Genomic DNA, 15,201 nt, shown 5'->3' on the forward strand with positions numbered 1-15,201 from the left:
ACGATAGTTATACTTAGAAACAAGTTAAAAACTATTGAACGAATGGGGAGAAGGTTACATGCAACTCATAACATTCTTACATGAATTTATTAAACATCCGAAACATACTGGTGCAATTGCGCCAAGTTCAAAAATATTAGCAAAGAAGATGGTAGATGTAATTGATTTTAATAGAGCGAAATGCATTGTAGAGCTAGGGCCGGGTACAGGAGCTTTTACGAAAGAAATTATGAAGAGAAAGAAGAAGGAGACATTATTTCTTCTTATTGAAATTAATGAAGTATTTTTCAAAGAGTTAAAGAGAAAATTTAAAGATGAGCAGAATGTGATTGTTATACATGGCTCAGCGGAAAATATAAAGAAGTATAGGGAACAATTGAATATAGAATGTATTGATTATATCTTATCAGGATTGCCTTTCACTTCTTTACCAGAAGAGGTTTCAAAGCGCATTTTAAACAGCGTAATGGAAACGATACATGAGAATGGAGAATTTATTACATTTCAATATTCACTTGTGAAAAAAGGATTTATACAGCATTTCTTCCCTGAAATTACACTAGAAAAAGTGTGGTTCAATTTCCCGCCAGCTTACGTCTTTAGCTGTAAAAAAGAGCTAAGGAGAGCATATGCATAATGGAGCTAAATGAATTAATGTCATACATTGAGCAGTATGGTTATTGGGCTTTATTTTTCTGTTTATGGTTAGGTATTATCGGTATGCCGATTCCAGATGAAATGATTGTAATGAGCGGTGGATTAGTATCATCGATGGGTATATTGGATTTGATTCCCGCCTTTTTACTAACGTATTTAGGCGTTGTATCCGGCCTTTCTTTAGGGTATATACTCGGGAAAATTTTTGGCATAAAAATACTTAATAAATTGATGAAAAAGAAAAAGACGAAGTATCTTTTAAAATCGCAAGAGATGATAGCAAAATATGGTCATTATACATTAGTTATAAGTTATTTTATACCTGTTGTGAGGCATATCGTACCGTATTTAGTAGGAATGAATAACATGTCTTTTAAAACGTATGCGATTTATTCATATGTAACAGGATTTGTATGGACGTTAGTTTATTTCTTACTAGGTTCTATATTTGGAAAGCATATAGAAGTAATAGTAACACTTGCGACCGAGTACGGTATATATTTTGGTGGCATTGTTATTGTAGTTTGTAGTATTTCTTATATGTATATGCATAAGAAGAATGCCGTAGTGAGTGAAATAAAGCAACATTCATAGTTTGGTAAATGATGCTGGAGGAGATTTTGTGAGTAAAGGAACGATACTTATCGTGGACGATGAGAAGGAAATTAGAAAACTTATCACTATCTATTTAAAGAATGAAGGTTATGAAGTATTACAAGCTGGAGATGGTGAAGAAGGTTTAGAAATAGTAAAGAAAAGAGACGTGCATCTAATCGTCCTTGATATTATGATGCCGAAAATAGATGGTATTCATATGTGTATGAAAGTGAGAGAAATAGCGGAAATGCCTATTATTATGCTGTCGGCAAAAACGCAAGATATGGATAAGATTTTAGGATTAACAACTGGGGCAGATGATTACGTAGCTAAACCATTTAATCCACTGGAACTCATTGCTCGTATTAAATCACAACTTCGGAGATATATGAAAATGAGTGGGACAAGTGTACAAGATGAAAATGAAATAGAGATTGGAGATATGAAAGTTAATATAGTAACACGGCAGGTCATTATTGCAAATGAAGAGGTGAAATTGACACCGAGAGAGTTTGAGGTATTAGAATTGCTTGTACGAAATCAAGGAATGGTATTAAATGCAGCACAAATTTATGAAAGAGTATGGAAAGAGCAAGCTTTCCAATCTGATAATACTGTGATGGTACATATTCGGAAAATACGTGAAAAGATAGAGGCGATTCCAAGGAAGCCTCGGTACATTAAAACAGTATGGGGAGTTGGCTACAAGATTGAGAAAGATATTTGAACCGATAATATGGATGAATCAAGTTTTAAAAAAAATGACAGGTAAAATAGTGAGTTATTTGGAAAAGAGCATACGGATACAGCTAATGGCTACATTTACTTTTTGTACGTTACTCGGTGTATTAGTAGGATGGTCTTCATCTTCTTTTTTTGAGGATGCGAATAAAATTTCTATCATTGATTATGCATCAGGTATGGAAGCCATTGATGGACAGACACAAAGGCTTGTTGAAAGTATGACCGAGGAAGGTAAGGAAATTAATATACAAGAACTGCTTGATCAATTGAATGAACAAAATCAACTAAAGATTTTAATAATAGACGAGGATGGGAAAGTCGTTTATAAAACAAAGGGAGCGCCGGAAGAACAAATCAATCTTCATGAGACGATGCGTAATGTGATGGATTTTAAAATGGATCAAGTACGATATGTAGAGGCGCAAAATTTAATTCAAGATGGAACTGAACAAAAGCGTAAGGAGTTTACAACTTTTTATCCGGTTACTGTTAATACGAAAAATATGTATATTATTGCAAGTGGTATACCACAAGGAAATGTGAAGTATATAGTGAATGATAGCAGTCCATTTCCATCTTTACTAGGTTTTATCACTTTTATACTATCTTTCTTTTATATAACGAAAAGGAAAATGAATCAGATTGAAGCGATGGCAGAAGGAGTAAGGGAATTTTCGAAAGGTAATTTACAATATAAAATCAAACAGGCAGGTCAAGACGAAATAGGTTTATTAACTTCTAATATTAATCAAATGGCAGAAAAGCTCTTGGCTAATATAGAAAAGGAAAAACAAATAGAGAAGCAAAAAAGTGAATTGATTACAAATGTATCACATGATTTAAGAACACCACTTACTTCTATTATGGGGTATTTACGTTTACTAGGTGATGCGAAATATGAAAATAAAGAACAGCATGATGAGTATATAAAAATTGCCTTTTCAAAATCAGAGCAGTTGAAGATGTTAATAGAAGATTTGTTTGAGTATACAAAACTAACAGATGAAAATATGGCGTTAGATTCGCAAGAAGTGTGTATAAATGAACTACTTGATCAATTAATAGAAGAGCTAGTACCACAAGCGGAGGAGCATAATCTTTTTTTTGTAAAAGAATTTCAGGAAGATCGTATATATGCTGTGGTGGACTCAGAAAAAATGGTGCGTGTGTTTGAAAATCTTTTAATAAATGCAATTAAATACAGTATAGATAAAGCAGAAATTCGGGTTTTACTTCAAAGAGAAGAGCAGCATATCAAAATTTCTATAGCTAATCATAGTGAAGAATTTACAAAAAAAGAATTAGAGAATTTGTTTGAGCGTTTTTATAAAAAAGATCAATCGAGAAGTAGAGCTGTAGAAGGTTCAGGTTTGGGGCTTGCAATTGCAAAAAGCATTGTTGAATTGCACAAAGGAGAAATTCGAGCAAAACATGAAAATGGGGTTATTCAATTTATTATATTATTGCCAATTTAATTAGAAGAGCATTAGGAAATTTGGTTACATTTTAATAAGTAATAGTGCCACAATTGATTTAGAGGAAGTCTTTTAAGTGGAAGTATCTGAGAAGAGGAGAATAGAAAGTTTCATGAAAAAAATAAGCGCGTTTATCGCATTGATTATAGTTGGAGTTACATTACTTATAGTGAAGGGTGGATCTATTGTAGATCAACTCAATCCATTTATTAAAGAAGGTATTTATTATGCTGTTGTTGATAATGATGGTAAATATGGAGCCGAAAACAAAGGTTTTGCTAGATGGGAATATAAATTCAAAGGATATAATGAATCTGGTCAAGAGCAAAAGATTGCGATGACTGCTTCAAAACATTTAAGAATAGGAGCATATTTAAAGATTAGATCTAAAGGAAGTTATGGTATGGAATGGGAAGAAGTGCAAGGTGATGAAATACCAGCTAAAGTGAAAGAAAAAGTAACAATAAAACATATTTAGTTATAGAAATGATAAGTTGAACGATCAAAATTTGAATGCAATGGCAGTATATGATAATTTCTAAATTTTTTATAAAGAAAATAAAGTTTATCTGAACTTTATCTAAACTGCATTTATTCTGTATACAATCACTAGTATCCTATAGTGTGTGGATAAAAATTGATAAGGAGTAGCAGGATAATTATGCAGGTTTCTAAGAAGAAAATATTATTATTTCTTTCAATTATTCTTTTGGCTTTATTGGCGGTGTATGTATGTACAAATAATAAGCATGTCCAAAATATTGTTCATAATATAGAAGACATTTATAAAGTATATAAAGAGAATCAAGCATTGAAAGGGAAAATTGAACATCAAGAATCATTAAAGGGTAAAGTGCAAATGTTAAGTGAGGAGAAAGAAAATCTTACTAAACTTATCAATAAAACGAAAGAATTAAAGGAACAAGGAAAATACAATCTAATTCAAGCTACAGTAGTAAGGCGTGAAGCAGAAGATTGGTATGGAAAAATCTCTCTTGAGAGAGGGGCACAACATGGTGTAAAGGTTGGTATGGCTGCTATTACAGTGAACGGTTTTATTGGAAAGGTAGATAGTGTAGATCAATATACATCTGTTGTGAAATTAATTACGAGTGATGAACGAACGAATCGTTTAGCAATCACCCTTCAAAATAATTCATCCATTTTAGGATTTGTTACAGGGTATGATAAGAAAAAACAGGCCCTTCGAATTGATAATATCCCATCAGATAAAGTGAAAGAAATAAAAATAGGTGATAGCATTATTACCTCTGAATTGAGTCAGAAAATACCACCAGGTCTTGAAGTAGCAGAGGTACTAGAACAAGAACAAGATCAATATGGTCTTACTTATACTATTTATGCAAAACCAAAGGCAAATTTATATGATTTAGAATATGTTATTTTAATACAACCTAAATAATAGTTTTATATAGAGTCCATCAGAGGTGGATTAGAAACGAAGAGAATTAATGTAAAGTAAAGAGTGAGAGGGATAAGGAAAGGTAAAACGGTACTAAATTTAATAACATATGGGTATATCTTTATATCGTTGTTATCTTATCTTTATCTTGGACAATTATAATGAAGAGGTAAACTGATGATAAGTGCAAAGTTATTAAGTATTACAGAGGGGCTTTTTTTGTCCATTTCTAATGTTAATGATTTATATAACTTTTTAAATAGACTAGAAAACCTATAAAATATCCTTCGAATTTATATTTATAAATATATTATTTAAGTGTGAGAATATTGATGTCATCTTCGTGAGAACAAAGTAAAGGTATATGAATCGGATTATGAAAATAATAATTTTAATATAATGATTTTAAGGTATTGTACATTACAAAAATGTAAGGATAATGTAAGAGGAATCAATATTGCTGTTTGTCGGGAAAAGATAAAATGATAGTTAGTGGCTATGAAAATAGCATGATCGTAGCACTAGCCACATGACAGGAGGCAATATGAAAACTTTAATATTTGAAGAGAACGTTGTACAAAGAGGGGATAGTAAAAAGGTGAATGTAGTATACCACGCTGTAGAGAATCGTGGGTGTAAAGTGTGTTATTAAAACTTTCTATTTCCAGTATGAAAAAAATGATAAAGGATTACATCGTTTTACTAATAGGTCTTGTAATCTCAATTTCTATTTTTTATATGTTTCAAACGCTTGCGTTAAATAAAGAGTTTACAATGAATAACAGTATTATTGGTTCAATTGTATTTGTATTTCAAATAGGCTCTGTTTTGGTAGCGTTTATTACATTCTTTTATATTTTTTATGCAAACTCTTTTCTACTTTCACTCCGGCAGAAAGAGCTTGGTATGTACCTTGTATTAGGGGCGAAAAAGAGTAAAATTAGTCAACTTTTATTTTTTGAGACGTTCATTATGGGAATGATTTCACTAGTGCTAGGTAGTGTATTCGGAGCCATTCTTTCTAATTTCGTTAGCAAATTTCTAACGAAACAATTGGAAATTTCAGCGGAAGGTTATCAAGCATTTTATGGTCCTGCATTCAAAATAACATTTATATTCTTTAGTGTGTTATTTCTACTTACATCCGTTGTGAATGTGATTCGTATAGCACTTAAAACAGAACTAGATTTAATTCGTACAGAGGAGCAAACGGAGCGCATACGAATGAAAGGACCAGCCACAATATTGTTACTTTTATGTAGTTTGCTAGGACTAGGTGTAGGGTATTATTTCGTACTCTTCGTAGGAATAAAGGGCGCTGGAGCCATTATGCTTCCACTATTCACGATTACAATCGGGACATATCTTATATTTATTTCGTTCTTACCTATGATTGTTAACAGGTTAAAGAAAACGCGCTATTTAAATGAGAAGAAATTAAATGCATTTACATTTGCACAATTGCAGTTTCGTGTAAGTAGTTTGGCGAAAATATTAGGCACGGTAACGATGCTAATTGGACTGGGTGTGGGGGCAATGGCTGGTGGCATGTCTTTACAGAAAAACGTAATCCTTACAGCAGAAAGAATGTCAGGTTATGATATTACAATTCATGATCCAGAAGCAGAGGATTATAAAGCTATGGAAAAAATGAAAATTGTAGATAAAAAACAATATAAATATAAAGTTAATAATGAGGCTGTTTACTATTTAAAAGAAGAATTATTGGAGAATCCTCCACTGTTGTTTGGAAAGAAAGAGACAACACATATTACTGAACAACTTCCATCTTCGAGCTATAGGATGTTTAAGGGGGAGGAAGTTGATCCATCTAGTTCTACGTTACCACTGAATTGGGATAAGAGTATGGATAGTGATTTTAGATCGAATATTTCTGTATATGATCGTAAACCTGTCTATATCGTCGATGAAAAACGTTATGAAGCAATTCAAGGGAATGAGCATACATTTTTTATTGCTAAAGTAGATAATATTTTAAGGTATAAAACAGAGTTAAAAGAGATGGATGATCGTCAAATCGAAAAAATAGCCGCTACTATTAATAAGCCTAAGGAAGATGTATATTTACCGACAAACTATAGTGATTATGAATCTATGCGTGCCTTTTCAAAAGGAACTTCCTTTATGGGATTCTTTTTAGGCCTTGCTTTTTTAGCTATGATGGCAAGTTGTTTAATGTTTAAGATCCTTTCTGGAGCTACGAAAGATATAGGGCGTTATGAGATGCTTCGGAAAATGGGGGTACGTAAAGAATTACTTATAAAATCTATGTATAAAGAATTAGGCATTGTATTTCTATTTCCAGCTATATTGGGTCTTATACACGTTTTGGTAGGAATGAATGTATTTACATTTGTTAAATTTTTTGTGAATCCATATGTGAATATTGGACTTCCGATTTGTATATTTTTAATTATTTACGTTGTTTACTATTTGATCACTATTCAATTATATAAGGGGATTGTCCTCCCAAAGAAAAAATAGAATATAGAATTCAAGGGTCTCAAACTTATTATAGTTTGGGACTTTTGAATATTATTAAGGAGAAATCAAGGAATCCCTCTACTATTTTTAAGGAAATACATCTATACATAGAGATTAGTGTAATTAATTACACTAATTGAATTTTTAAGTGAAATATATCGTATCTGCATCTTATATTTATATAGCTTGTTTAGTCTATAAATACCCCCAAGCTGGTATTTAAAAAAGTATACAGGGAGAAAATGAAATGAGAAAGAAAATTTTACCAATTTGTGCGATGGCACTTTTATCAATAGGATATTCATCGTTAGCTAGCGCATCTACTGGAACAACGTCAAAGGGAGAGGTATCAGCACAAGCATTAGAAAAAAAGGAAGCAGAATTTCATGCTTGGCAAAAAGAGGCGTTAGAGAAGAAGAAAGCAGCAATGCAGGAGTAAAAAAAATCATTAGAACGAGCAGAAGCCGTGATTCAGGATCAATAAAAAGAAGTAGCGAAACAATGATGATACCAAGTGCATGTTTTGTGGTATTAGGATCTGTATTTGGATTTATTCGTCGTAAGATTAAAGTATAAAATTTGTATTAGCCTATAAAAAATGGATGAATTAAAAGTGAAACTTGTAAATTTTATTGGATTTCCTTTTATATTAATTTGGTTATTGAGCATATAGGTGAACAGTAATCATTTGGATAGGAACTATGGTTGGAATGAGTTTGAGATATTGAAAAAGCTTTGCGAGGATACGCAAAGCTTTTTGTATAGTTTATTTTCTTTCGATTCACATTGCAAATAAGGAGAAAGAGGATCCTCTATGTTTGAGTTTATAAAAGGTGAAGAGGAAAATTTATTATAACTTTTGTAATAAGCGTTCGCTGCTTTCCATATCTCCTTTACATAAAGGACATTGCGGCTCTTCTTCTAACGAAAAGTTTTTACGCATCCACCCACGGCAGTTTTCTTCTTGGCATTCCCATACAGCAATTGCTTCTGGTTCTTCTACAGGTTTATCATTTTTTCTCCAATACATGTGATCGCTCCCTTAAATTGAAAAGTTTTTCGGAAAAAACAAAAAAGGTTGTTAACGATTTTGTTAACAACCTTTTTATATTAGTTCATTATACTTTATTTTTTGAAAAAATGCGAAGTTTAGTAATTGTTAAAGTATAGCAAAATAAGGATTATAAATCACTGTTGAAAGCTTTGATAATAATTCAATTTGACACGGTGTATGCCCCGTCAACCTTCTCGATATTTTTCTAGCTCTTCTTCATGCTATTGTTTTGTTGACTTTGGAATTTCTATATCATCAATTAGGCGTCGCTGCTGTTGTGTCTTCCAGAATATGCTCGTTGTATGGAAGACTTTTTGTTTTGAAAACACTATGAAGTTTAATAAATTTATCCAGCATAAACGGGTAGTAGGGATCCCAGCTCAAAATTTGGTTGGAGCGAGGAAGTTAGGTGGAAATAAAGGTTTTGAATATACAGTTAAAGCTTATGATGAGAAGGGAGAAGAGAAAGAAGTAACATTTGATGGCGTAGATAAATTACAAAAAGGCTCGTACTGGCATGTCATTACAAGAGGGAAGTTTTTACATGATAAAGTAGAAATAGAGGTAGATAAAATTCCTGATGGTGCGAAGGCGAAGTTAGGATTATAAAGATAAAACCGATTCTCAATGTGGGAATCGGTTTTGTTATTTTATGGTAAAATATAGAAAGGGAGTGAGAGATATGCTACTCGTTGTTAGCCTTATATTAATTGGGGTTATGTGCAGTATGAGAATAGTATCCTTACATATGATAGAACGAGAAAAGATAGAAGAGAGAGATGTATATTGTCCAAAACGTAATGCGAAAATTTGAAGAGGAAATTCTGCTCCTTTTTGTTCGAAATGTAATTTAATATTTTAACTATAGGAAATCCGAAATCATTTTGTATGGTTTCGGATTTTTTATGCTGAAAATAGAAGAAATAAAGAGCGGAAAAAAGTTTGAACAAGGGATTGAGTATATGAATATTATTGAAGGATATCCCATTATTATGAAGTATTTCGTAGAGATGAATCGAGAAGTTTTGAGGGTTTTATTACCTGATGAAAGAGGGATTCTTCCTACGAGGCCAGAGTGTGATGAATGTTATAAGACTCAATTGGATGGTATTGAGGAGAGTTGATAAAAAAAGAGCTTGAAACTATTCAAGCTCTTTTTTATGACTATTTATGTCCTAAAATATGCTCAATCTCATGCAAACTTAATTTACTTGCCTTAGCAATCGTTTCAAGTGGTATACCAAGATCATACATATTTTTAATCATTTGAATTTTTCCCTGTTGGACTCCTTCTTTTCGACCTTTTTCAATGCCCTGTTGAATGCCTTTTTCAATGCCTTTTTCAATGCCTTTTTCAAGCCCTTTTTTTATCCCTTGTTCCATCCCTCTTTTTATTCCTTCTGTCTCTGCGTGGGCGAATTTTGCTGCTTCATCCATTAAAACTTTCTCCCTTGCGTCATAGGCTTGTCGGAAAGAAGAATCTTGACTCATACGTTCCCATTTATTTATCGCTTTTTGTAAAATAGGGTCTTGGTTCATAGCAATATCCTCCAATAGTTTAGTTAAGTGCTCATCCTCATTTGCTGAAAGCAATAAAAGCCAACGAACAAATGGATCTTTCCACGGATTTACTTTTTCTTCATACCATTGTTCAGTTAACTTTGGAATTTCTATAGTGTGGATTTCTATGTCGTCACTTAGGAGTTTTTTTTGTTGTGTATTCCATAATATGCTCGTTGTATGGAAGGCTGGGTGTTCCGAAAACATTACGAAGTTTAGTAAGTTTATGGTGATGGTTTTGTGAAGTGCACTGTAGGGCATCCCTTTTTGTAGTTGAGATGTGTATAGTCTTCCCCAATAATATAAACTGCGTTTAACCATATCGTGATTATTATTGAGTTGTATTTCTACATTGACTTTTGTTCCTGTGTTTAATGTCACTGAAATGTCTAAAATAGATAACTTATCCTCTTCATATTCCCTGTGTAAATGTGGATCTTCTAGTTGTAGAGAAGCAATGGGCGACTCTAAAGAATCTTGTAACATAGCGTTTAAAAATGCAATTAGAATATCTTCACTACCATTCGTACCAAACAATTGTTTAAATGCAAAATCAATGCGTAAATTAACTAACTGTTGGTTGAACAAAGTTTGTCCTCTCCCTTATATGAAGGTGCTTCTTTCCTTCATTGTACATAAAAAGAACTAGAGTATGCAAACTAGTCATTCTACTATTTTTTAGTAATATTATTAGAAAATGAAAGGTAAGTATGTTTATGGTATACTCTAGTGAAATTGTAAATAAGGATGCTAATACGAACTGGGAAAATTGGGTGGAGTTTGGTTGTGACTGAAAAAGATAGGAGAAAGAATAATAAATGAAAAGAAGAAGAAAATCTGGAGAAAAAGTACAAATGAGTCATTTTACACTTCCTTTATGCTACGGAAGTGAAGCACCATATTATTATTACGAGGTAGCGCCCCATGAAAGAGAGGGACGCTTCCATTTAACATCAGAACTTTGCGTAATGGACGATGAACATTACTTTATTAGAGGTTGTTTAGAGATTCCTATCATTGATTACCACGAAAATTTCATATGGACTGTGTGGGTATCGCTTAGTAAAGAAAGTTATGATGAAGTATTAGAAAAGTGGGATGAGAGAGGCCGAGAAAATAGTGATCCTTATTTTGGGTGGTTATCTGTAGAAATACCAGTTTATCCAGAAACATTAAATTTAAAAACAAATGTACATATAAGAGAAGTTGGAATGGCACCGTATGTTGAATTAGAGCCAACCGACCATCCTTTAGCAATTGAACAAAGAAATGGAATTACTTTAGACAGAGTTAAAGAAATAGAGGAAATTATTCAACGACATAACTAGATTAGAAGAGAAAAAACGAGTGCTAGCACTCGTTTTTTTCTTTACACAACCGCAGGATTATAAATCATCGTAAAGTGTCCTGGTAATAATTCAATGTGACAAGGTGTATGAAGCGAACTTTCTCCATCTGTATCTACTTCTTTTTCTTCCTCTGTTTCGATATGAATGGATTTCGCTTTTACGTGGAAGATGTCATTTTCATTTGAGTCTTCAAATAGTTTCTTTCCGATATAATCTTTAAACGCTTGAATACCTGTTGATTTGACTACGAAAATATCAAGTGTTCCGTCATCACATTTTACGTTCGGAATAAAGGACGGGATACCGCCAAGATATTCACCATTTCCAACCATGACAAGGACAGCTTCGTCTTCATATACTTGTCCGTCATAAGTGATTTTTACCGGGAATGTTTCAGCATTTTTTACAGTTCGAATTGTACTTAAATAGTAACCGATTTTACCAAGCTTTGCTTTTTCTTCTGCATCGATATTGTTTGATACTTCAGATACGAGACCAATCCCCCAGAAGTTTAAGAAATGTTGTCCATTTGCTTTTGCAACGTCAACTGGTTTTATATGTTCTTTTGTAATAAGTTTTGCCGCTTCTGCAATGTTTTGCGGAACACCAAGTGTGCGAGAGAAGTCATTGCAAGTTCCACCTGGAATAATTGCAAGTGTAGGTCTAGTTTCGAGAGGTGCTAAGCCATTTGTGCATTCAAATACTGTTCCATCACCACCAAAGACGATAATTAAATCTACTTTACTAGCAAACTCTTGGCAATATTTTGTTGCATCACCTTGTTTTTTCGTATGAAGGATATGTAGATCAGGAAAAGCTGCGGCAAGAGGTGGTACGATTTTTGTTAAATTTGTATGTAAGTCACCTTGACCAGCTTTCGGATTTACGATGAGGAGTACTTTTTCAAATTTTGTCTTTGTCATTTTTATTCTCTCCCTTTGTCTTTTACGAATCGTGATAGAAAATAAACTTCCATCAGTAATTGATGGAAGCTTATTTTATTATATTATTCCGTTACAACTGAAGCAATAAATGGTAAGTTACGATATTTTTCCGCACAGTCGATACCGTATCCAACGATGAATTCATCTGGAATTTGGAAGCCAACATATTCAGCTGTTAAGTCTACTTTACGGCGTTCTGGCTTATCAAGTAATGTACAGAACTTGAGTGCCTTTGGTTTATGCATAAAGAAGTGGTCTTTTAGGAAATGAAGTGTTAAACCAGAATCGATAATATCTTCTACAACAATTACGTTTTTTCCAGTAATGTTTACGTCAATATCTTTTAGTAGTTTCACTTTTCCTGTTGTTTCTGTTTGATTTCCGTAGCTAGATGCAGAAATAAAGTCAATTGTTACATCATTTTTAATGTGACGAATTAAATCAGCAGCAAATACGAATGAACCTTTTAATACTGCGATAACTACGATTTCTTCTCCTTCAAAGTCACGTTCGATTTGAAGTGCTAATTCTTTCACTTTTGCTTGTAATTGTTCTTCAGAAATTAAAGTGTCTTTTATTTCAATATTCATTGTAATCCTCCTACAGTGTAAAACTTGCGAACATTTCGACTGTAAAGGATAGAATAGAAAAAGTCAAAGGAGATAGTAATTTTTTACAAAGATAAAGACAAAATCATCTGATGATATGATATACTAAGTACATTAAGAAAACGCTTCCAAAAAGGGTGGATATGATGAAGAAGAAACAGTACACAAGTGTAACATTTATAAAAGCATTACTTTTAACAATTGTTCTTGGCCTGTTGGCTTACGTAATTGATGTACCTGCGATTCGTATTTCATTAATTGGAATGACTTTAGTGTTAGGAGCAATTTCGCACGGTATGATGTCGCAGCTAAAAGAAGCTGGACTTGATGATATGAGAAATCATATAGATAAAAAGTAAGAAACCTTCATTATATAGAGTGAAGGTTTTTTGTTTCTTACAAAAATGTAAGGTAGTTGTAAGGCAAATCGATAGTTGCATAATAGCATTTTGGATAAACTATGGGTGTAAGGTAAAAGGCAAGCATATTTTAGGTAAATTAAGTTTTAGGCACTCTATATGTGAAAAAGGAGTAGGAGGGCATGGAGAAACGTTGGACGACCTTTTCTTTTTTAGCGACTAGTAATACCGTAATGCTAGATGGAAAAATGGATTTTTTGCACTTGTTTGATCGTGAAGATGATCATTCTTCTTCTAAATTTACAATGAAATGGAATAAATGGAGCGAAAGTTGTAGGTTTGAAGAAGAGGCCCCTAACGAAGAGCAAAAGATTATTTTGACAAACCCTATTAAAGCGTGGGTTGTTCAACGTCGTAAGTGTAACGTCAAAAATCACTTCAAGAAAACTGAGCCGAGACAATTAGTTATCGCTCCGGCCCGTTCTACTTCCAAATCGCGCGAAAGTAACATGTAAATATTGAGACACACACCCGAAAAAAACATCGTATATATTGCGATGTTTTTTTCTTTTTCTACAATGAAATCTTTAAATGAATTATATTTCATCTGCATCTTATATTTATATCTCTTGCTTATTCTAGTAATACATCCGATGCGAGTTGATGTGAATAAAATATAAGGAGAGAATGAAGATGAAAAAGAGACTATTACCAATTTGTGCAATGGCACTTTTAACAGTAGGATATTCTTCAGTAGCGAGTGCTTCAACAGGAACATTGACAAAGGAAGAAGCAGCGCAAATGCAGCAAGATAAAGCTAAAAAAGAAGAAGCAATTAAGGAACAGCAAAAAAGTGAAATAGAGAAAAAGGAAGCGGCACAAGTACAAGAAAAAAATGATATGGCTAAAGAAGAGGAAGCAATAAAAGCTGAGAAAAAAAGTGAAGAAGAGAAAAAGAGAATAGCGCAAGAACAGTTAAAAAACGATATGGCCAAAAAAGAAGCAGCTATAGAAGCTGGGCAAAAGAATGAAGTAGCTAAAAAAGAAGTAGCCAAGCCAGTTGTACAAGGTGAAAAATTGCCAAACACGGCATCAAATAACGTGGTAATGATGGGATTAAGTGCAGCCCTTGTAGCACTAGGTACATTATTTGGTTTGAATCGTCGCAGTAAGTTTAAAGTGTAAATAAAATATTGTCCTATAAAGAATGGGATAATTTCATATATTAAAAATGGTAGGTTACTCCTACCATTTTTGGCATGGAGGGATGAAACATGAAGTTACTCAATTATATCGGTATCATATTGATGGCTATAGGGCTATTCATGGGATCCTATTACGCTGTGGAATGGTATAAAGGAAAGAGCTCTGCCGGGCAATTAACAGCAGAAGAAATAAAGAGCCTTAAAAATATACAAGATACTCAACTTTCTCATGAAACACCTGTAACCACTCAAGTGCCTTCTTCTCAAACAGAACATAAAGAAGGAGAAAAGGTAGCGATGTTAAACATACCGAAAATAAAGAAGAAGTTTTCTATATATTGGGGAGCGGATGATACGACTCTGAAAAAAGGAGTTGGTATGTTTGTTAGTGATTTAACGACAACTCCATCTGGAGGGGGACATACTGTACTGAGTGGACATCGAGATACTGTATTTACAGATTTAGGAGAGTTGAAAGAAAAGGATACCCTTGTTTTAGAGTATGATAATAAAACGTACACATATGAAATTCAAAAGACATGGATTACTCATGCGGATGATCGTAATGTTATTATAAAAAAAGAAGAACCGATATTAACACTGACAACTTGTTATCCATTTGATTATATAGGGGATGCACCAGATAGATATATTATCGAGGCGAAGTTAACTGGCAGTTATTCAAAATGAAATTATAGTTTCTGAAAGCAGGAGGGGGATA

At 33.1% G+C, this 15,201-nt stretch carries 19 protein-coding genes and 1 pseudogene; 15 read left to right on the plus strand and 5 right to left on the minus strand.

Features of this window, described 5'->3' with window-relative positions; translation table 11 throughout:
- The first annotated feature begins 58 nt into the window (after positions 1-58).
- The 8 genes from ASE54_RS21135 to ASE54_RS21170 all read left to right on the plus strand — a co-directional run bounded on the left by ASE54_RS21135 (position 59) and on the right by ASE54_RS21170 (position 7,840).
- The gene (locus ASE54_RS21135; protein ID WP_001176071.1) at positions 59-637 is read left to right on the plus strand and encodes an rRNA adenine N-6-methyltransferase family protein; all 579 of its coding nucleotides are present in this window, start codon (positions 59-61) and stop codon (positions 635-637) included.
- A complete protein-coding gene (locus ASE54_RS21140; protein ID WP_000422376.1) occupies positions 637-1,251 on the plus strand; it encodes a DedA family protein in 615 nt (204 codons plus the stop codon). Before ASE54_RS21135 ends, ASE54_RS21140 begins: the two co-directional genes overlap by 1 nt.
- A 28-nt stretch (positions 1,252-1,279) precedes the next feature.
- Complete coding sequence (locus ASE54_RS21145; protein ID WP_000033682.1) at positions 1,280-1,981, plus strand: response regulator transcription factor; 702 nt, start codon at positions 1,280-1,282, stop codon at positions 1,979-1,981.
- Positions 1,965-3,473: a HAMP domain-containing sensor histidine kinase gene (locus tag ASE54_RS21150; RefSeq protein WP_001225803.1), complete on the plus strand. Its 1,509-nt coding sequence runs from the start codon at positions 1,965-1,967 to the stop codon at positions 3,471-3,473. Before ASE54_RS21145 ends, ASE54_RS21150 begins: the two co-directional genes overlap by 17 nt.
- Positions 3,474-3,585: 112 nt before the next feature.
- Positions 3,586-3,951, plus strand: coding sequence for a YxeA family protein (locus ASE54_RS21155; RefSeq protein WP_000723891.1), 366 nt, complete (start codon positions 3,586-3,588; stop codon positions 3,949-3,951).
- A 183-nt stretch (positions 3,952-4,134) separates the two neighbouring features.
- Positions 4,135-4,896, plus strand: coding sequence for a rod shape-determining protein MreC (mreC, locus tag ASE54_RS21160; RefSeq protein WP_001198147.1), 762 nt, complete (start codon positions 4,135-4,137; stop codon positions 4,894-4,896).
- 642 nt (positions 4,897-5,538) lie between these two features.
- Positions 5,539-7,401 (plus strand): ABC transporter permease, encoded by a 1,863-nt coding sequence (locus tag ASE54_RS21165; RefSeq protein WP_000924816.1) that lies wholly within the window; start codon positions 5,539-5,541, stop codon positions 7,399-7,401.
- 247 nt (positions 7,402-7,648) lie between these two features.
- The gene (locus tag ASE54_RS21170) at positions 7,649-7,840 is read left to right on the plus strand and encodes a hypothetical protein (RefSeq protein WP_002162460.1); all 192 of its coding nucleotides are present in this window, start codon (positions 7,649-7,651) and stop codon (positions 7,838-7,840) included.
- A 411-nt stretch (positions 7,841-8,251) separates the two neighbouring features.
- Here ASE54_RS21170 and ASE54_RS21175 read toward each other — a convergent pair whose 3' ends face one another.
- Positions 8,252-8,431: a cold-inducible protein YdjO-related protein gene (locus ASE54_RS21175; protein WP_000289928.1), complete on the minus strand. Its 180-nt coding sequence runs from the start codon at positions 8,429-8,431 to the stop codon at positions 8,252-8,254.
- Between the two features lie 248 nt (positions 8,432-8,679).
- A pseudogene (locus ASE54_RS37190) lies at positions 8,680-8,805 on the minus strand (ATPase); the annotation flags it as partial.
- Between ASE54_RS37190 and ASE54_RS21180 the strand changes: the two are divergent.
- Both ASE54_RS21180 and ASE54_RS21185 read left to right on the plus strand, forming a co-directional pair.
- The gene (locus ASE54_RS21180; RefSeq protein WP_000671213.1) at positions 8,786-9,064 is read left to right on the plus strand and encodes a YxeA family protein; all 279 of its coding nucleotides are present in this window, start codon (positions 8,786-8,788) and stop codon (positions 9,062-9,064) included. The pseudogene ASE54_RS37190 and the gene ASE54_RS21180 sit on opposite strands and share 20 nt — an antisense overlap.
- Positions 9,065-9,360: 296 nt before the next feature.
- Positions 9,361-9,579 carry a hypothetical protein gene (locus ASE54_RS21185; RefSeq protein WP_033795307.1) on the plus strand — a complete coding sequence of 73 codons (219 nt, stop codon included), beginning with the start codon at positions 9,361-9,363 and terminating at the stop codon, positions 9,577-9,579.
- A 40-nt stretch (positions 9,580-9,619) separates the two neighbouring features.
- On the opposite strand, the gene ASE54_RS21190 is transcribed toward ASE54_RS21185, so the two are convergent.
- Positions 9,620-10,603 carry an Rpn family recombination-promoting nuclease/putative transposase gene (locus ASE54_RS21190; protein ID WP_000483093.1) on the minus strand — a complete coding sequence of 328 codons (984 nt, stop codon included), beginning with the start codon at positions 10,601-10,603 and terminating at the stop codon, positions 9,620-9,622.
- Between the two features lie 230 nt (positions 10,604-10,833).
- On the opposite strand from ASE54_RS21190, the gene ASE54_RS21195 reads away from it, so the two are divergent.
- Positions 10,834-11,343, plus strand: a complete 510-nt coding sequence (locus tag ASE54_RS21195; RefSeq protein WP_000830226.1) for a DUF2199 domain-containing protein — start codon at positions 10,834-10,836, stop codon at positions 11,341-11,343.
- A 41-nt stretch (positions 11,344-11,384) separates the two neighbouring features.
- Here the strand turns inward: ASE54_RS21195 and ASE54_RS21200 are convergent, their stop codons facing one another.
- Entirely contained in the window at positions 11,385-12,287 is a 903-nt protein-coding gene (locus tag ASE54_RS21200; protein WP_000167900.1) for a diacylglycerol kinase family protein, read from the minus strand.
- Positions 12,288-12,370: 83 nt separating this feature from the next.
- Complete coding sequence (gene hpt / locus ASE54_RS21205; RefSeq protein ID WP_001019295.1) at positions 12,371-12,898, minus strand: hypoxanthine phosphoribosyltransferase; 528 nt, start codon at positions 12,896-12,898, stop codon at positions 12,371-12,373.
- A gap of 161 nt (positions 12,899-13,059) precedes the next feature.
- Between hpt and ASE54_RS21210 the strand changes: the two genes are divergently transcribed.
- The 4 genes from ASE54_RS21210 to ASE54_RS21225 all read left to right on the plus strand — a co-directional run bounded on the left by ASE54_RS21210 (position 13,060) and on the right by ASE54_RS21225 (position 15,170).
- On the plus strand, positions 13,060-13,275 hold the full coding sequence (locus ASE54_RS21210) for a hypothetical protein (protein WP_002081963.1): 216 nt from the start codon (positions 13,060-13,062) through the stop codon (positions 13,273-13,275).
- Between the two features lie 182 nt (positions 13,276-13,457).
- Positions 13,458-13,790, plus strand: coding sequence for a hypothetical protein (locus ASE54_RS21215; RefSeq protein ID WP_000415613.1), 333 nt, complete (start codon positions 13,458-13,460; stop codon positions 13,788-13,790).
- Positions 13,791-13,968: 178 nt separating this feature from the next.
- Positions 13,969-14,460: an LPXTG cell wall anchor domain-containing protein gene (locus ASE54_RS21220; protein ID WP_000746712.1), complete on the plus strand. Its 492-nt coding sequence runs from the start codon at positions 13,969-13,971 to the stop codon at positions 14,458-14,460.
- Positions 14,461-14,549: 89 nt separating this feature from the next.
- Positions 14,550-15,170, plus strand: coding sequence for a class D sortase (locus ASE54_RS21225; protein ID WP_000771573.1), 621 nt, complete (start codon positions 14,550-14,552; stop codon positions 15,168-15,170).
- Positions 15,171-15,201: the final 31 nt, after the last annotated feature.

Source organism: Bacillus sp. Root131, from assembly GCF_001429475.1.
Taxonomy (GTDB): Bacteria; Bacillota; Bacilli; order Bacillales; family Bacillaceae_G; genus Bacillus_A; species Bacillus_A thuringiensis_S.